This window comes from Mitsuaria sp. CC2 (assembly GCF_048957715.1).
Classification (GTDB): Bacteria; Pseudomonadota; Gammaproteobacteria; order Burkholderiales; family Burkholderiaceae_C; genus Roseateles.
Window position 1 is genome coordinate 144,453 of record NZ_JARVXN010000033.1, and the last position, 17,615, is coordinate 162,067.

The 17,615-nt window shown below is 67.3% G+C and carries 17 protein-coding genes; 4 read left to right on the forward strand and 13 right to left on the reverse strand.

Annotated elements, in window-relative coordinates; translation table 11 throughout:
• Window position 1: 1 nt before the first annotated feature.
• Window positions 2-3,004 (reverse strand): P-loop NTPase fold protein, encoded by a 3,003-nt coding sequence (locus PV762_RS22110; RefSeq protein WP_421037142.1) that lies wholly within the window; start codon window positions 3,002-3,004, stop codon window positions 2-4.
• A gap of 164 nt (window positions 3,005-3,168) precedes the next feature.
• Here PV762_RS22110 and PV762_RS22115 point away from each other — a divergent pair, with 164 nt between their 5' ends.
• Both PV762_RS22115 and PV762_RS22120 read left to right on the forward strand, forming a co-directional pair.
• Window positions 3,169-3,594, forward strand: a complete 426-nt coding sequence (locus tag PV762_RS22115) for a BlaI/MecI/CopY family transcriptional regulator (RefSeq protein ID WP_421037143.1) — start codon at window positions 3,169-3,171, stop codon at window positions 3,592-3,594.
• Window positions 3,587-4,849, forward strand: coding sequence for a M56 family metallopeptidase (locus PV762_RS22120; protein WP_421037144.1), 1,263 nt, complete (start codon window positions 3,587-3,589; stop codon window positions 4,847-4,849). Before PV762_RS22115 ends, PV762_RS22120 begins: the two co-directional genes overlap by 8 nt.
• A 139-nt stretch (window positions 4,850-4,988) precedes the next feature.
• Here the strand turns inward: PV762_RS22120 and PV762_RS22125 are convergent, their stop codons facing one another.
• Window positions 4,989-5,126 carry a hypothetical protein gene (locus PV762_RS22125; RefSeq protein ID WP_421037296.1) on the reverse strand — a complete coding sequence of 46 codons (138 nt, stop codon included), beginning with the start codon at window positions 5,124-5,126 and terminating at the stop codon, window positions 4,989-4,991.
• 29 nt (window positions 5,127-5,155) lie between these two features.
• Between PV762_RS22125 and PV762_RS22130 the strand changes: the two genes are divergently transcribed.
• Window positions 5,156-5,950: a 5'-nucleotidase, lipoprotein e(P4) family gene (locus tag PV762_RS22130; protein WP_421037287.1), complete on the forward strand. Its 795-nt coding sequence runs from the start codon at window positions 5,156-5,158 to the stop codon at window positions 5,948-5,950.
• Between the two features lie 14 nt (window positions 5,951-5,964).
• On the forward strand, window positions 5,965-6,471 hold the full coding sequence (locus PV762_RS22135) for a hypothetical protein (protein WP_421037145.1): 507 nt from the start codon (window positions 5,965-5,967) through the stop codon (window positions 6,469-6,471).
• 73 nt (window positions 6,472-6,544) lie between these two features.
• On the opposite strand, the gene ggt is transcribed toward PV762_RS22135, so the two are convergent.
• The 11 genes from ggt to nuoH form a co-directional block, all read right to left on the reverse strand.
• Window positions 6,545-8,215, reverse strand: coding sequence for a gamma-glutamyltransferase (ggt, locus tag PV762_RS22140; protein WP_421037288.1), 1,671 nt, complete (start codon window positions 8,213-8,215; stop codon window positions 6,545-6,547).
• A 143-nt stretch (window positions 8,216-8,358) separates the two neighbouring features.
• Window positions 8,359-8,886 carry a DUF1178 family protein gene (locus tag PV762_RS22145; RefSeq protein WP_421037146.1) on the reverse strand — a complete coding sequence of 176 codons (528 nt, stop codon included), beginning with the start codon at window positions 8,884-8,886 and terminating at the stop codon, window positions 8,359-8,361.
• Between the two features lie 12 nt (window positions 8,887-8,898).
• Window positions 8,899-9,558, reverse strand: a complete 660-nt coding sequence (locus PV762_RS22150; RefSeq protein ID WP_421037147.1) for an NUDIX domain-containing protein — start codon at window positions 9,556-9,558, stop codon at window positions 8,899-8,901.
• Window positions 9,539-9,874: a DUF2818 family protein gene (locus PV762_RS22155; protein WP_421037148.1), complete on the reverse strand. Its 336-nt coding sequence runs from the start codon at window positions 9,872-9,874 to the stop codon at window positions 9,539-9,541. Before PV762_RS22155 ends, PV762_RS22150 begins: the two co-directional genes overlap by 20 nt.
• 37 nt (window positions 9,875-9,911) lie before the next feature.
• The gene (gene nuoN / locus PV762_RS22160; protein ID WP_421037149.1) at window positions 9,912-11,393 is read right to left on the reverse strand and encodes an NADH-quinone oxidoreductase subunit NuoN; all 1,482 of its coding nucleotides are present in this window, start codon (window positions 11,391-11,393) and stop codon (window positions 9,912-9,914) included.
• A 12-nt stretch (window positions 11,394-11,405) separates the two neighbouring features.
• Window positions 11,406-12,875, reverse strand: a complete 1,470-nt coding sequence (locus PV762_RS22165; RefSeq protein ID WP_421037150.1) for an NADH-quinone oxidoreductase subunit M — start codon at window positions 12,873-12,875, stop codon at window positions 11,406-11,408.
• 18 nt (window positions 12,876-12,893) lie between these two features.
• A complete protein-coding gene (gene nuoL / locus PV762_RS22170; RefSeq protein WP_421037151.1) occupies window positions 12,894-14,960 on the reverse strand; it encodes an NADH-quinone oxidoreductase subunit L in 2,067 nt (688 codons plus the stop codon).
• 20 nt (window positions 14,961-14,980) lie between these two features.
• Window positions 14,981-15,292 carry an NADH-quinone oxidoreductase subunit NuoK gene (gene nuoK / locus PV762_RS22175; RefSeq protein WP_067273420.1) on the reverse strand — a complete coding sequence of 104 codons (312 nt, stop codon included), beginning with the start codon at window positions 15,290-15,292 and terminating at the stop codon, window positions 14,981-14,983.
• The gene (locus PV762_RS22180; RefSeq protein ID WP_421037152.1) at window positions 15,292-15,933 is read right to left on the reverse strand and encodes an NADH-quinone oxidoreductase subunit J; all 642 of its coding nucleotides are present in this window, start codon (window positions 15,931-15,933) and stop codon (window positions 15,292-15,294) included. Before PV762_RS22180 ends, nuoK begins: the two co-directional genes overlap by 1 nt.
• A gap of 79 nt (window positions 15,934-16,012) precedes the next feature.
• Window positions 16,013-16,495: an NADH-quinone oxidoreductase subunit NuoI gene (nuoI, locus tag PV762_RS22185; RefSeq protein WP_088407447.1), complete on the reverse strand. Its 483-nt coding sequence runs from the start codon at window positions 16,493-16,495 to the stop codon at window positions 16,013-16,015.
• Between the two features lie 15 nt (window positions 16,496-16,510).
• A complete protein-coding gene (nuoH, locus tag PV762_RS22190) occupies window positions 16,511-17,608 on the reverse strand; it encodes an NADH-quinone oxidoreductase subunit NuoH (RefSeq protein ID WP_421037153.1) in 1,098 nt (365 codons plus the stop codon).
• Between the last annotated feature and the right edge of the window lie 7 nt (window positions 17,609-17,615).

Here is a 17,615-nt window from a genome sequence, read left to right on the forward strand (position 1 = left end):
ACTACGCGGGCGCGCCTGACCCCGAAGACATCGCCCGCACCTCCGACGCCTCGCTGCCCCGCACCCCGCCGGCGACGCTCATGCCGAGTTCTTCGGACTCCCCGGGCATGCGGATGCCGTCGAGCAGACGGGCGAAGGTCTCCATCTCCTCGAGACTGGGAGGCCAGTCCGTGGAGAACAAGGCCATGTGCTCCTCGATCAGCTGGTTGGCGAACACCTGATCGGCCGCCGGAGGCAGATAGCGCCCCCTGTCGGACTTGGATGAGGCGAGCTGATGGACCAGCCACTCCGATCCGAACGCCTCGTACAGCGCGCCCAGCGCAACAAGCTGCGGCGCCGCGATGCGTCGATTCGGCTCCGCGCGCCGTACGGACCCACGCGACGCAGCGTCGTCGCCCCTTGTCGCGAAACGACGCAGCCGCGCCTTGAGGTCGTCGAGCAGCGAGCGATCGCGCTCCTCGCCTTGCCGCAGCATCTCGAAATAGCGCAGCTTGTTGCCGAAGCGCTTGACCGCGCGCGGGGTGTGGGCGGACTCGCGCACCAGCTCGGTCCAGACCTTGAGCGCGTCGCGGAAGTCCTTCGAATCCGTCGCTTCACGGTGCCGCCGGCTCGCCGCGCGCAGGAGCAGCAGCCCCGCCGTCGCCGCGCCGGCGACCAGCACGCCGGCCACGATCCAGGCGTCGGCGTGGCTGCTCGCGCCGGGCTGCACGAGGACCCTCGCCTCCGATTGCGCGGGCGATCGCCCCCACGCGCGCGTGGGATCGGAGGCCGTCAGGCCGGGCGGCGCCACCCAGCCGGAAGCACTCGACGCGCTCGACGCGCTCGACGTGTTCGATACGCTCGAAGCGCCGGATGCGGATGCGCGTGCCAGGCCCTGCGTGTCGACGTCTAGCGGCGTTTCCGGTCTCAGCAGCACGCCCACACTTGCGCCGCCCGTGATCGCGCCGGCGAGCGCCAGCCACATCGCGTAGCGATGAAGTCCCTGCATCGCACCTCGCCGCCAAGACGACGGGGCGGTCGCCGCCGGATCGTCGGCCAGCAGCCGCCACGCTTCGTACGACTGCGCGCTGGGCACCTTGATCTCCAGGTTGATCAGCTTCTGCAGGTAGTTGGCCGCGTAGGCGCGGCGCTGCTCGCGCGCGGCCTGCTCCGGATGGACATCCGCGGCCGAGGCGCTCGCCAGCTCCTTGGCGATGCGCTCGAACGCGATCGCCAGCGCCGCCTGCACCTTGTCGGTCGCCATGCCGAAGAGCACGAAGCACTGCCCCGACGAGGTCAGGAAGTTCACCGCCTCCATGATCTCCAGCACGGCCTCGGGCCGGCAGCGGTCGAGATCGTCGATCACGACGACCACGCGCTCGGCCAGGGCGCGCGAGACCTCGCCGAACTGCTCGGCGAAGCGCGTGCGGAAGCTGTTCTGCTCGGCGGCGAGCCTGGGCTTCATGCCCTGGATCCCGCCCGCCAGCAGCGCCGCGGGGTCCGCGCCGAAGGCCGTCAGCGCCTTGCGCAAGGCGGCCAGCGTGGTGCCCGCGACCGTCAGCAGCGCCAGCCATTCCGCCCAGGGCCATGGCGCAGCGTCCTGCGCGGTGAGCGACACGGCACTCGAGGGGGCACCCGACGCAGCGCTCTTCGCCGGTTCCTGTCCCGCGAGCGAGGCCAGTGTCTGACCGACCCGCCGCAGCCTCTGCGCCTCCGCCGAGGGATCGTTGATCCCCGCATGGAGGGTCGCAAGCAGCGCGACCGCCGCGGACAGCAACACCGTCAGCACCCAATGCTTGCGCGAGCGCAGCCACAGGAGGCGCAGCCGGAAGCCGATGCCGTCGAGGCTGAGCCACGGCGGCAGCGCTTGCTTGCTCAGCGCGCCCAGCAACGCGGCGAAGAGGTGATCTTCCTTCTGGTGGTGCCAGGCGTTGAACCAGATCGGGCGCGACCCATGCTTGCGCAGGTCTGCGCAGACGAGGCCCATCAGCGAGCTCTTTCCCGAGCCCCAGTCGCCAGTGATGGCGAGCGTCAACGGCGGCTCGGTCGCGGGGTTGCGCAGGAAACGGGAGATGCCCGCGGCAAGTGGCCCGAAGTTGAGTCGGTCCTGCTTCGGATCGGTCAAGGCCGCATCGGTGGCGGGCGTGTCGGCCATGCCGGTCACCACCCGCCGCGCCCGGGTGAAGAGCCGCCACGCCCGCAGGAACATCGGCACCGACAGCAGCAGGGCGAGCCAGTACCAGGGCGCCGGATAGCGGGCGTAGACGCGCGGATCGTTCCAGGTCTTGCCGCCGTCGGTCGTGCTCAGCAAGAGCGCGGCGTCGCCGACGGCCCAGCCGCGTCGGCGGTCGGCGCCGATGTAACCCGCACGCAGGCCCCAGGGCAACGGCATCGGCGGCTGCAGCGATTGGCGCGCACGCGCCATCGCCGTTTGCGCATCTGGCGAGGTGAGCGTTCCGGGTCCCCATGACAGGCCGCCATCGGCGGTCTGGATCACACGCCCGCCATCACGTTCCTCCGCCCAGGCCTTCATGCCGTCGGCGCTGGCGTGCAGCAGCGCCAGAGGCACGGCGTAGCCCGTCGACTGCTGCCTCCAGGTACGGCCGCGGTCTTCGCTCCTCAGTACCGCACCGCTGGCGCCGACGATCCAGCCGAGTCGGCCGTCTTCGGAGAAATCGATGCTCGTCAGCGCCTCCAGCGCGCGCCTCGTCTCGATCGGCTGAGGATGCGGTTGCTGCTGCTGCTGCTGCTGCTGCGATGGTCCCTCCGCTGCGGAGATCGGATCGTCGGTGACATCGGGCAGACGAAGGAACGCGTGGCGCTCTACAGGCCAACGCCACCAGTCCCAGAGACCTCGATCGGCCCGGGTGACCGCCAGCGGCGAATCGACTGGCCCCGGCGGCTGCCACAGCGCCGCGGCGGAACTGAGCGCACACCAGGCCAGTCCGCTCCATAGCCATCCCCACCGCCGGACGCGCTCGCCGTGGCGATCCGTGTCAGTCGAGCCGGCGGGAGGAGCTTGCATGGTGGGGAGCGAGTGGGCGACATCGCCCGTATATCCCGCGCGACGGGCCTGCGCATCATCCGTTCGGATGACGCCGGGCGCTCGGCCATGCACGCCTGCCACCCCTTGACGATTTCATTTACAGCTGTAATCATTCATCCGATTACACGCGTAAACGACATCGCATGCCCGACGACCTCCCCGCCATCACCGCCGCCGAAGCCGAGGTCATGGAAGTGCTCTGGCGCTCCTCGCCGCTGTCGGCCGAGGACATCGCCGCCGCGCTCGCCGACCGGCAGGACTGGCAGCTCGCCACGGTGAAGACCTTGTTGAACCGGCTGCTGAAGAAAGAGGCCCTCGTCGCCGAGCGCGACGGCCGGCGCTTCCTCTACGCGCCGCGTTTCCCGCGCACCGACTGGGCGCACAGCGAGAGCCTTTCGCTGCTCGACCGCCTCTTCGGCGGCAGCCTCGCGCCGCTGGTGTCGCATTTCTCCACCCGCCGCCAGCTCAAGGCCAGCGACGTCAAGGCGCTCAGGCAGCTGATCGACGACCACGAGCAGCGGGCCGCGAAGCCGCGCAAGTCCCGCAAGGGGGACGCCGCCGATGAGTGACGCCCTGCTCCATGCGCTGCTCCGGCAGAGCGTGCTCATTGCCGTGGTCGCGATCGCCTTGCTGACCCTGCGCCGTCCGCTGGCGCGCTACTTCAGCCCTGGGCTGGCCTATGCGGCCTGGACTGTGCTGCCGGCACTGCTGCTGGTCGACCTTCTGCCCGCGAGCCGCGCGGTGCCGACCTTCGCGCCGGGCCAGATCCGCATGATCGACGGACCGCCGGCGGAACCGGTGACCGCGACGACCGGTTCGCCGCTCGCCTCCTCGACGCTCTGGCTATCGCTCTGGGCGGTGGGCGCCTTGGTCATCGTCGCGCGCATGGTCTGGCTGCAGCGCCGATTCGGCGCGACGCTGACGCACGCTCCACACGCCCGTCACTGGATCGGCGAACAAGGCCCGGCGCTGGTCGGACTCTGGCCGGCCCGGCTGGTCCTGCCACCGGATTTCGAGCAACGTTTCGACGCCCGCCAACGCCCGCTGGTGCTGGCCCACGAGGACGTCCATCGCCGCCGCTTCGACAACCACTGGAACGCCCTCGCCGCCGCGCTCTGCGCGCTGCACTGGTTCAACCCGCTGGCGTGGCTGGCGCTGCGCGCGATGCGCGCGGACCAGGAGGTGTCCTGCGACCAGGCCGTGATGCGTCGCTTCCCGGGCCGCGAGGCCGATTACGGCCGCGCGCTGCTGCGGGCCCAGCAATCCCCCTCGCCGCTCCAGCCGTGGTCCGCCTGGCGTTCGTCCCACCCACTGATCGACAGGGTCGCCATGTTGCGTCACCCGCCGCGATCCCTCTTCCGCCGCATGCTGGGCGCCGCTCTTCTGGCCACCCTGGCGCTGGGCGCGGCGAGCGCCGTGCATGCGACCAAGCCCAGGCCCGCGGACATCCCGCCGGGTGAAGCCCGCATCAGCCTGGACATCGCCGTGGAAGTCACTACAGGCACGAAGGCCGCGAGCGACAAGCGCAAGTCGAGCATGCGGCTCATCGTCCGTGAAGGCGAGCAGGCGATGGTGTTGATGGGCGGCACGCCCGACAAGCCCGCACCGGATCAGGTCAAGCTCGTCCTCACCGCGCGCCGGCAGCCGCCGGGCAGCCTGCTGGGCGATCTCTTCGTGACCGTCGTGGCCAGCCAGGGCGGACGCCCGCTGTATGAGAACGAGGCGGTGATGGCCAACGCACAGCCTTCCCATCTGAATGTCGCGCCTGCGGACGGGTCCATGCCGATCATCGACCTGCGGATCACGCCGACGTTGCAGGACTGAACGGCGGCCTCCGGCCGCGCGCCTCAATATCCCACCAACCCCTTGAAGCCCTACGACATGCACCTCGTTGCGACCCGCCCTCACCTCGCGCAGCCCGTGCCTGCCGTGCTCGTTGCCCTGCTCATGGCAGTGACCGCCATCAGCGCCAAGGCGTCGACAGAAGCGGCCTCATCAGCCTCATCAGCTTCATCAGCCTCATCAGCCTCATCAGCCTCATCAGCCTCATCAGCCTCATCAGCCTCATCAGCCTCATCAGCCTCATCAGCTTCGGCTGCATCGACCGCCTCCTCGTCAGGCGCCGACGCTCTGCCGATCGTCGGTCGAGAAGGCGTGACGGCGACGTTGTGGTTCCAGTCTGCGGTCGAGCGTCGGGCTGCCACGCTCGCGGTATACCGCGCCGCGACCGAACGCCTTCCCGCCGCTCGCCGGGCCACGCGCGAGACCGCATCGCTCGAGCAGGACTCGCAAGGCGGCTTCATGCGCAAGCCGCCGGCGATCGTGCTGGACGTCGACGAGACGGTAGTCGACAACTCACCCTACGAGGCATGGCGGATCCGTGCCGGCAAGCCCTACGACAGCGCGTCCTGGGCCGCCTGGGTGGCATCCGCGCAGGCCACCGCCATTCCAGGTGCGCCTGAGTTCATCGCCCGGGCCAGGACGCTGGGATTCCGCATCGTCTTCATCACCAACCGGACCTGCCCCGCCGACGGCCCCTTCGGCCCCGACGGCCTTCACACCGCCTGCCCGCAGAAGGCGCAGACGCTCGCGAATCTGGAGCGGGTGCTGGGCCGCGTCGTCGCGCCCGGCGACCTCATGCTGCGCGGCGACCGCGCCGACTGGGCCGAGTCCGACAAGAGCGCCAGGCGCCTCGCGGTCGCGCGCACGCACCGCATCGCAATGCTCGTCGGCGACGACCTCAACGACTTCGTGCCGCGCGCGAAGTACGACGAGGAGTCTCAAGCGAAGCGCTGGGGTCTGTCGTGGGTGCCGATTCCCAATCCGACCTATGGGTCATGGGGAGACTCGCTCACGCTGCCGCAGCGCTACGACGCGCTGAAGCCGTGGAGCGGCCCGACGGCCGCCGAGCCCGCCACCCGTTGATCGAAAGAGTCGTCATGCGCCACGCCCTCCCCCATTCCCGCACGCGCCGCCTGTTCGGCGCCTCCGGCCTCGCCCTGCTGGCGCTTGGCGCCGCAGGCGCGGTGCAGGCGATGAACGCGGTCATGCCCGATCTCGCCATCGATCCGGTCGCGCTGGAGTTGACGATCCAGCTCAACCGCCGCAGCAACGGCGTGGTCCAGGAGCAGAAGCTGTCGACGATGCGCCTCGTCACCGACAGCGGCAAGAAGTCCCTCGTCGTCATCGGCGGCAAGCCCGATCTGCTCACGCCGGACCAGGTCCGCGTCGAGATCGGCGCCAGGCGTCGCGACGGGACGCGCGTCTACCTCGACTTCGATGTGCGCGAGGGCGGGCAGCCGGTGCTGAAGAGCACGCTGCTGCTCGAAGACGGCGTCGAAGGCGGCGCGCAGTCGACGCCGGAGGACCCGGACAAGACCGGCGTCGTGGTCCGGGTGCGGACGCTCCCGCTCGGGGACGTGCCGGGCTACAAGCCCAGGCAGTGAAGCGCGCCGCGACGAGCGCCGTCCCCCGGGGAACGACGCCCGTCACGAGCGCTGAAGCGAGGATTGAGGCGACTCAATACCCCGCCGCCAAGCCCGAGTTCCGCCGCGGATCGTTGGCGCCGTAAAACCGGTTGTTCCCCACCGGCTTCCCGTTCAACGACGGCGCGCCGATGATGATCGCCGCCAGGTGGTTCGCAGGATGCGGCGCACCCAGCTTGTGGCCCATGCCCTCCAGCAGCTTGCGCGTGTCGGGCGAGAAGGCATACGGCTCGACGTTGGTCACGTCCGGCAACCACTGCTGGTGGAAGCGCGGCGCGTCCACCGCCTCCTGCACGTTCATGTCGAAGTCGATCGCGTTGAGCATGGTCTGCAGCACCGCCGTGATGATGCGGCTGCCACCCGGCGTGCCCACCACCATCACCGGCTTGCCGTCCTTGGTCACGATGGTCGGGCTCATCGACGACAGCGGCCGCTTCCCGGGCGCGATGGCATTCGCCTCGCCCTGCACCAGGCCGTACATGTTGGGTACGCCGACCTTGGAGGTGAAGTCGTCCATCTCGTTGTTGAGCAGCACGCCGGTCTTCGCCGCCGTGACCTTGGCGCCGAACCAGTCGTTCAGCGTGTAGGTCACCGACACCGCGTTGCCCCACTTGTCCGCGATCGAGTAGTGCGTCGTGTTGCTGCCCTCATGCGGCGCGACGCCGGGCTTGATGTCCATGGACACGCCCGCCTTCGCCGGATCGATCGCCGCGCGGACCTTCGCCGCGTAGTTCTTGTCGAGCAGCCGCTGCAGCGGGTTCTTCACGAAGTCCGGATCCCCCAGCGTGCTGTTGCGATCGACGTAGGCATGGCGCATCGCCTCGATCTGGTAATGCGCGCCCTGCGCCGATCCCCAGCCGAGCTGGCGCAGCGGATAGCCCTCGAGGATGTTCAGCATCTCGCAGATGATCACGCCACCCGAGCTCGGCGGCGGCGCGGAGACGACGTGATAGCCGCGGTAGTCGCATTCCACCGGCGGCAGCTCGCGCGTCCGGTACTGGTCCAGGTCGGCCTGCGTCAGGATGCCCTTGCCCGCCTGGCTGGACTCGACCAGCGCCTTCGCCACCCAGCCCTTGTAGAAGCCGTCCGTGCCCTTGGCGCCGATCTCGCGCAAGGTCTTCGCGAGGTCCTTCTGCACCAGCTTGTCGCCGGCCTGGAAGGGCTTGCCCTTGTTCAGGAAGATCGCGCCCGAAGCCGCGTCGGCCTCGAAGTCCTTGGTGGCCGTCTGGAACATGTCCACATCGCCCTGGTCCAGCGCGAAGCCGCGGTCCGCCAGCGCGATCGCCGGCGCGATCAGCGCGGGACGCTTCATCGTGCCGTACTTCTCCCGCGCGTACTCCATGCCCGAGACCGTGCCCGGCACGCCCACCGCGAGGTGTCCGTGCGTGCTCAGGCCCTTGACGACGTTGCCGTCCTTGTCGAGGTACATGTTGGCCGTCGCGGCCAGCGGCGCCTTCTCGCGGAAGTCGAGGAAGGTCTTGCGGCCATCGGCCAGCTGGATGGTCATGAACCCGCCGCCGCCGAGGTTGCCCGCGGCCGGGTACACGACCGCGAGCGCGTAGCCCACTGCCACCGCGGCGTCGACGGCATTGCCGCCGTCCTTCAGCACATCGACGCCGACCCGCGTCGCGAGGTGCTGCGCGGTCACCACCATGCCGTTCTGCGCGGCCACCGGCGCGGCCGAGGCGGCCAGCGACGGCGCCATCGGCGCAAAGGACAGGAACGCGGTCACCGCCGCGGCACCGTAGAGCAAACGGAAAGTCTTCATGAACCTGATTCCTCAAGAGATGCGACGGGGCATTCGACACCCGGGAGGTGTCGCCCGCAATCCCAAGCGGCGTCAGGTCGTCAATGGAGAGGGTCTTTCAGGGCGTCGGGCACCGGCAGTGCGACGATGTCGATGCCCTCGTCCGCCAGCTCGCGCGCCTCGTCCGGCGTGGCGCGGCCGCGGATGCCGCGCTCCTCGGCTTCGCCGTAATGGATGCGGCGCGCCTCGGTGGCGAAACGGTCGCCGACGTCCTCGGTCTTGGCCATCAGCGTGCGCACCGCCTGCAGCACCTGCTTCTGCAATTCGATCGCGATCGGAGGGACGCCGTCCGATGGGGTCAGGCCTGAGGGCAACTTCGCCGCGACATCCATCGCGCGCGCCTTTGCAGTTTCAGCCGCTTCGGCCGCCTCCGCCGCTTTCGCGGCCTTTGCCGCCCTCGGCTCCAAGAGATTCAGACGTGGCGCGCTCGGCATCCGTCGCACCGCCGTGTTGTCGCACAGCGGGCAGCTCAGCAGTCCCCGCTCCTGTTGCGATTCGAAATCGGTGGCGGAGGCGAACCAGCCCTCGAAGGCATGGCCGGCCTCGCACGCCAGGTTCAGTACCAGCATGATGGACCGATGCTAGCGGCTGGAGGCCTCTTCCGCCGCCATCCATGCCAATGGCCATGCGCCGGCCCGCCAGCGCTGCAGCCACTGCAGCCCGATCAAGGTCTTGGCGTCGGTGATGCGGCCGTCGAAGGCCATGCGGTCGAGTTCGTCCTCGGCCACGGGCAGCAGGTCGAGGAACTCCTCGTCGTCCAGCTGCCGCTCGCCGGCGATCAGGCCGCGGGCGAAGAAGATCTCGATGCGCTCGTCCGAGTAGGCGATCGCGTTGTGCAGCACGCCGGCATAGGCCCATTCGCGCGCCTGGTAGCCGGTCTCCTCGACCAGCTCGCGCATCGCGCAGCGCAGCGGGGTCTCGTCCGGATCCAGCTTGCCGGCGGGAAACTCCAGCACCACGCGACCGATCGGATAGCGGTACTGCCGTTCCAGCAGCACGCGGCCGTCGTCGAACAGCGGCACGATCACCGCGGCGCCGGGGTGGCGGATGTATTCGCGCGTGGCCTCCCGGCCGTTGGGCAGCGCGATCCGATCGCGCTTCACCTGAAGGAAATTGCCCCGCAGGATCCAGTCGGATGACAGCGGGACTTCGCGCAGGTGCTCGTCAGCATCGGACGCCGGCGGGATGCCGATCACGCCGTCGCCGTCGGGCTGGTTGGCCTCAGGCAGCTTCTTCGTCATCGAACTCTCTCACCTTGGCCCGGGAGCGACGCAGGTAGCGCCACACGAAACCCGGGAAACCCAAGGTGACGAACATCGCCAGCGCGGCGGCGTAGAACTCCCAGCCCTGCGGGAAACGCTGGCCCTGCGTGGACTCCAGGCCGAAGCCCACGGCCAGCGTGGCCAGCCCGAGCAGGAAAAGCTCCAGCAGGCGCCAGCCGCCGGCCTTGGGATCGCGGCGCGGCCCCACCAGCAGGATGCGTGAACTCACATACGGCAGGTTGGCCGCGATGAGCGCGACCACCAGCACCATCCAGACCGAAGCGCCTTGATCCATGGTCGAGTACTCTGTTGGTGTCCGTGGTCGCCGGCGATCAGTGCGCCAGCGCGCGCGTGACCGCCTGGCTGCACAGCGCCAGCAGGCCGCTCGGGAACACGCCGAGCACCAGCACCGCGGCGCCGTTCAGCGACATCACCACGCGGGCGTCGACAGGCGCGCTCACGGGGCTGTGGTCGGCCGGCTCGTCGAAGAACATGACCTTCACGACCCGCAGGTAGTAGAAGGCGCCGACCAGCGACAGCAGCACCGCGATCACGGCCATCCAGAGGTAGAGCGACTGGCCCGTCGTGACCATCGCCTGCAGCACGGCCAGCTTGCCGTAGAAGCCCACCATCGGCGGGATGCCGGCCAGCGAGAACATGTAGATCGCCATCACCAGCGCGTACCACGGGCTGCGCTTGAACAGGCCGGCCAGGTCGCTGATCTGCTCGGACTCGAAGCCCTGGCGCGCCAGCAGCATGATCAGGCCGAAGCTGCCCAGCGTCGTCAGCACGTAGGTGATCGCGTAGAAGATCGACGAGCTGTAGGCGTTGAGCGCGTGCACGTCGGGCGTCTTGTTCACCACGCCGGAGGCCAGGCCCAGCACCACGAAGCCCATCTGCGAGATCGTCGAGTACGCCAGCATCCGCTTGAGGTTGCTCTGCGCGATCGCGGCCAGGTTGCCCACGACCAGGGAGGCCACGGCCATCACCAGCATCATCTGCTGCCAGTCGTTGGCCAGCGTGAGCATGCCTTCCACCAGCAGACGCAGCGTCATGCCCAGCGCGGCCAGCTTGGGCGCGCCGCCGATCAGCAGGGTCGCGGCCGTCGGCGCGCCTTGATAGACGTCCGGCACCCACATGTGGAACGGCGCGGCGCCCAGCTTGAATCCCAGGCCGGCGACGACGAAGACCACGCCCAGCACCAGCACGCCCTGGTTGACCGTGCCGCTCGAGATGACCTCGTACACGCGCGGGATCGACAGCGAGCCGGTCGCGCCGTACATCATCGACAGGCCGTACAGCAGGAAGCCCGAGGCCAGCGCACCCAGCACGAAGTACTTCATGGCGGCTTCGGTCGAGATCGTGTGATCGCGACGCAGCGCCGTCAGCGCGTACAGCGACAGGCTCATCAGCTCCAGACCCAGATAGGTCGTCAGGAAGTTGTTGGCCGCCACCATCACGTTGACGCCCAGCAGCACCAGCAGGCTCAGCGTGAACAGCTCGCCCTTGAGGATGTCGCGCGACTCCGCGTACGGACGCGCGTAGACCAGCGTGATGATCAGCGCGAAGGCACTGACGCCGCTCAGCAGGTGGCTCAACGGGTCGATGACCAGCATGCCTTGCATCGCTTCGATGCGGGCGTCGCCCATCGCGGCGAAGTGCATCACGCCGACGACCGCCAGGCTGAGCTGCGTCAGCCAGTAGGTCGTCGCGCGGCGCGGATCGGTGACGAACAGGTCCACCAGCGCGACCACGCAGGCCAGCACCAGCAACAGGATTTCGGGATAGACCGCGACCCAGTTCATGTCGTTCATTGTGTTGGGCCCTTATTGGATCTTGGACACCGCGACGTGCTTGAGCAGCGCGTCGACGGATTGATGCATCACGTCGGTGAACGGCTTCGGGTACACGCCCATGTAGAGCGTCGCGATCGCCAGCACGCCCAGCATCAGGAACTCACGGCCGTTGATGTCGGTCAGGTTGCGCACGTTGTCGTTGGTCACCGCGCCGAAGTAGACGCGCTTGATCATCCACAGCGTGTAGGCCGCGCCGAAGATCAGCGCCGTGGCCGCCAGCAGGCCGATCCAGAAGTTGTGGCCGACGGCGCCCAGGATCACCATCCATTCGCCCACGAAACCGGCCGTCGCCGGCAGGCCGCAGTTGGCCATGCCGAAGAACACCGCCAGCGCCGCGAACTTGGGCATGGTATTGACGACGCCGCCGTAGTCGGCGATCTCACGCGAATGCACGCGGTCGTACAGGACGCCGATGCACAGGAACATCGCGCCCGACACGAAGCCGTGCGAGATCATCTGCACCAGACCGCCGGCGATGCCCAGCTCATTGAAAATGAAGAAGCCCAGGGTCACGAAGCCCATGTGGGCGACCGACGAGTAGGCCACCAGCTTCTTCATGTCGCGCTGGACCATGGCCACCAGGCCGATGTAGATCACGCCGATCAGCGACAGTCCGATGATGAACCAGTCGTAGTGATGCGCGGCGTCAGGTGCGATCGGCAGCGAGAAGCGCAGGAAACCGTAGGCGCCCAGCTTCAGCATGATGGCCGCCAGGACCACCGAGCCGCCCGTCGGGGCTTCCACGTGGGCATCCGGCAGCCACGTGTGCACCGGCCACATCGGCACCTTGACCGCGAAGGCCGCGAAGAAGGCGAAGAACAGCAGTGTCTGCGCCGACATCGGCAGCGGCAGCTTGTGCCACTGCAGGATCTCGAAGCTGCCCGACTGGCTGTACAGGTACAGCAGCGCGATCAGCATCAGCAGCGAGCCGGCCAGCGTGTACAGGAAGAACTTGAAGGCCGCGTACACGCGACGAGGTCCGCCCCAGACGCCGATGATGATGTACATCGGGATCAGCGTGGCCTCGAAGAACACGTAGAACAGCATGCCGTCGAGCGCGCAGAACACGCCGATCATCAGGCCCGACAGGATCAGGAAGGCGCCCATGTACTGGTGCACCCGCGTGTCGATGACCTCCCAGGCTGCGATCACCACGATGATCGAGATGAAGGCCGTCAGCGGCACGAACCACATCGAGATGCCGTCCACACCGAGGTGGTAGTGGATGTTGAAGCGCGGGATCCAGGACGCCACTTCGACGAACTGCATCTGCGCCGTCGAGGTGTCGAAACCGCTGATCAGCGGCAGCGTCACCAGGAAGGACAGCACCGCGCCGACCAGCGCCATCCAGCGCACCGCGCCGGCGTTGTTGTCGCGACCGAGCGCGAGCAGCAGGCCACCGCAGACGATGGGCAGCCAAATGGAGAGACTTAGCAACATTCTTATTCTCCGCCCGCGTCAGAGGCCGAACAGGGCCTTGAATTGGGGCCCCATGTAAGGCCACAGCTGCCAGGTCATCAGACCGACGACACCCAGGATCATCACCAGCGCGTACCAGTAGAGGTGGCCGGTCTGGACCAGCCGCACCAGCCCGGCGAAACCGCCCACCGTGCGCGCCGAGCCGTTGATGAGCACGCCGTCGATGACGGTCTGGTCCCCGGCCTTCCACAGCCCGGATCCGAGCGCGCGCGCGCCGCGGGCCAGGACGTTCTCGTTGAACCAGTCCATGTAGTACTTGTTCTCGAGGATGGTCACGATCGGGCGGAAGATCCGGGCGATCGTGGCCGGGATCTGCGGCGCCAGCATGTAGAACACGTAGGCCGTCACGACACCGGCGAACGCCAGCCACAGCGGCAGCGTCTTCAGGCTGTGCACCGCCATCTCGGCCGCGCCGTGGAACTCCTCGCCCAGCTCGGCCATCGCGTGATGGACCTCGTGGTTCACGAAGATCGAGTCCTTGAAGAAGTCGCCGTGCAGCATCGGCGTGATCGTGAAGTAGCCGATCAGCACCGACGGGATCGCCAGCAGCGCCAGCGGCACCTTCACGACCCAGGGCTGGTCGATCGGCAGCGCGTGGTGGTCGTCGTGGTGGTCGTCGCCATGCGCGTCATGGTGATCGTCCGGTCCCGGGAACGGCTTGTGATGGAAGTTCTCCTTGCCGTGGAAGACCAGGAAGTACATCCGGAAGCTGTAGAACGCGGTCACGAAGACGCCGGCCACCACCGCGAAGTAGGCGAAGCTCGCGCCTGGCAGGTGCGAGGCGTGCACGGCCTCGATGATGGAATCCTTCGAGTAGAAGCCCGAGAAGAACGGCGTGCCGATCAGCGCCAGCGACCCCAGCAGCGACGTGATCCAGGTAATGCGCATGTTCTTGTGACGCGCCAGACCGCCCATGTTGCGGATGTCCTGGTCATGGTGCATCGCGATGATGACCGCGCCCGCGCCCAGGAACAGCAGCGCCTTGAAGAACGCGTGCGTCATCAGGTGGAACACCGCGACCGAATAGGCCGAGGCGCCCAGCGCCACCGTCATGTAGCCCAGCTGCGAGAGCGTGGAGTACGCGACGACGCGCTTGATGTCGTTCTGGATGATGCCCAGGAAGCCCATGAACAGCGCCGTGATCGCGCCGATCACCAGCACGAAGTTCAGCGCGGTGTCGGACAGCTCGAACAGCGGGCTGAAGCGCGACACCATGAAGATGCCGGCCGTCACCATGGTCGCCGCGTGGATCAGCGCCGAGATCGGGGTCGGGCCTTCCATCGAGTCCGGCAGCCACACGTGCAGCGGGAACTGCGCCGACTTGCCCATCGCGCCGATGAACAGGCAGATGCAGGCCACGCTCAGCATCATCCAGGGTTCAGCGCCGAAGGGATTGGCGAAGCCGATCTTCGCGAGTTCCGCCGACTTGGCGAAGGTCTCGGTGTAGTTCAGCGAGCCGCCGTAGGCGACCAGCAGGCCGATGCCCAGGATGAAGCCGAAGTCACCCACCCGGTTGACCAGGAAGGCCTTCATGTTGGCGAAGATCGCCGTCGGCTTGGTGTACCAGAAGCCGATCAGCAGGTAGGAGACCAGGCCCACCGCTTCCCAGCCGAAGAACAGCTGCAGCATGTTGTTGGACATCACCAGCATCAGCATGCTGAAGGTGAACAACGAGATGAAGCTGAAGAAGCGCTGGTAGCCGGGGTCTTCCTCCATGTAGCCGATGGTGTAGATGTGCACCATCAGCGAGACGAAGGTCACCACGCACATCATCATCGCGGACAGGCCGTCGATCATGAAGCCGACTTCCATCTTCAGGCCGCCCAGCACCATCCATTCGTAGACGGTCTGGTTGAAGCGCGCGCCGTCGAGCACGGCGTTGAGCGTCATCACGGAGATGACCAGCGCCACCAGCACGCCGAGGATGGTCACCGTGTGGGCGCCGCGGCGGCCCACCTGCTTGCCGAACAGGCCCGCCACGATGGCGCCGGCGAGCGGGGCCAGGGGCACCGCCAGCAGCATGTTCTGAGAGAGTGTTGCAGACATTGTTTTTCTCGCTTCCCTCGTCAGCCCTTGAGGGCGTCCAGCTCTTCCACGTCGATGCTGCTGCGGTTGCGGAACAGCACGACCAGGATCGCCAGGCCGATCGCCGATTCAGCGGCCGCCACGGTGAGGATGAAGAACACGAACACCTGGCCGGCCATGTCGCCCAGGTAGTGCGAGAAGGCCACGAAGTTCATGTTGACCGCCAGCAGCATCAGCTCGATGGCCATCAGCAGCACGATCAGGTTCTTGCGGTTCAGGAAGATGCCGATCACCGACAGCGCGAACAGGAACGCGCCCAGGATCAGGAAGTGGTTCAGGCTCAGCGCACCCATCACGCGGCTCCTTCGTTCTTGTCAGCCGCCGGCAGCGACGGCGCTTCGACGGTCGCGGCGACCTTGACGATCTTCAGGCGGTCAGCCTTCTTCACGCGCACCTGCTGGGACGGGTCCTGATGGCGCGAGTCCTTGCGGCCGCGCAGCGTCAGCGCGATCGCCGCGATGATCCCCACCAGCAGCAGCACCGCGGCGATCTGCACCGGGAACAGGTAGTTGGTGTAGATCTCGATGCCCAGCAGCTTGGTGTTGCCCAGCTGCGCCATGTTGGGGATCTCCGGGGCGTTCTCGACGCCGCGGAAGCCGCCCATCAGCACGGCCGCGATCTCCAGCGCGATGACCGCGCCGACGAGGCTGGCCACCGGCAGGTGCTTCCAGATGCTCTCGCGCACGGCGGTGGACTCGAAGTCCAGCATCATGACGACGAACAGGAACAGCACCATCACGGCGCCGATGTAGACCAGCACCAGGGTGATGGCCAGGAACTCGGCCTTCAGCAGCATCCACAGACAGGAGGCGCTGAAGAAGGACAGGATCAGGAACAGGGCCGAGTGCACGGTGCTCTTGGCCGTGATGACACGGATCGCGGAGCCCAGCAGCACGGCCGAGAAAACGTAGAAGAGCGCGGTAGTGATATCCATGCGATGTCCTGCAAGCAGGCCGCCGGTCGCAGTCCTCTCCCCTCCCCTGGCGGCGAGGTGGAGACGACCGCGCGACCGGTCAGCGGTACTTGGCGTCGGCCTCCTTGCTGGCTGCGATCTGCGGCTCGTACCGGTCCCCCACCGCCAGGAGCATCTCCTTGGTGAAGTACAGGTCGCCGCGCTTCTCGCCGTGGTATTCGAAGATGTCGGTCTCGACGATCGAGTCGACCGGGCAGCTCTCTTCGCAGAAGCCGCAGAAGATGCACTTGGTCAGGTCGATGTCGTAGCGCGTCGTGCGGCGCGAGCCGTCCGCGCGCACGTCGGATTCGATCGTGATCGCCATGGCGGGGCACACGGCCTCGCACAGCTTGCAGGCGATGCAGCGCTCTTCACCGTTCTCGTAGCGGCGCAGCGCGTGCAGACCGCGGAAGCGAGGAGACAGCGGGGTCTTCTCTTCCGGGAACTGCACCGTGATGTTCTTCGAGAGGAAATGCCGGCCGGTCAGGGCCATGCCCTTCAGCAGCTCGGTGAGCATGAAGCTCTTGACTAGGTCCTTGATCACAGCGGATACCTCGGATTACTTCCAGATGTTGAACGGCGACTGGATCCACAGACCCACCACGACGAGCCACACCAGGGTGACCGGGATGAAGATCTTCCAGCCCAGACGCATGATCTGGTCATAGCGATAGCGCGGGAACGTCGCGCGCACCCACAGGAAGCAGGTCACGACGAAGAAGGTCTTCAGGAACAGCCAGACCCAGTTCCACAGACCCATGGTCTGCTGGATGAAGGCCGGCGTCTCCATGCCGAACAGGCTCCAGGACACCGGGGCCGACCAGCCGCCCAGGAACATCAGCACCGCCAGCGCCGACACCAGGATCATGTTGGCGTACTCGGCCAGGAAGAACATCGCGAACGACATGCCCGAGTACTCGATCATGTGACCGGCCACGATTTCCGATTCGCCTTCGACGACGTCGAAGGGGTGGCGGTTCGTCTCGGCCAGGCCGGAGATGAAGTACACCAGGAAGATCGGCAGCAGCGGCAGCCAGTTCCACGACAGGATGTTCACGCCGTGCGACGCGAACCAGCCCTGCTCCTGGCTCATCACGATGGCGCTGACGTTCATCGAGCCCGTCACCATCAGCACGACGACCAGGCAGAAGCCCATCGCGATCTCGTACGAGACCATCTGCGCGGAAGCGCGCAGCGCGCCCAGGAAGGCGTACTTCGAGTTCGAGGCCCAGCCCGCGATGATCACGCCGTAGACCTCGAGCGAGGTGATGGCCATCAGGAACAGCAGGCCGGCGTTGACGTCGGCGATCGCCACGCCCGGGCCGAAGGGCACCACCGCCCAGGCCGCCAGCGCCGGCATGATCGTCATGATCGGGCCGAGGAAGAACAGGTTCTTGTTGGCCGCGCTCGGGATGATGATCTCCTTGAAGATCAGCTTCACCGCATCGGCGATCGGGGTCAGCAGGCCCATCGGACCCACGCGGTTCGGACCCGGACGGATCTGCGACCAGCCGATGGCCTTGCGTTCCCACAGCGTCAGGTAGGCGACGCAGCCCAGCAGCGGCAGCAGCACGGCGACGATCTTGAGCACGCTCCAGACCACCGGCCAGACCACACCTCCCAGCAGCGAGGCGCCGGCGTTATAGAAGTTTTCCATGGTCGTC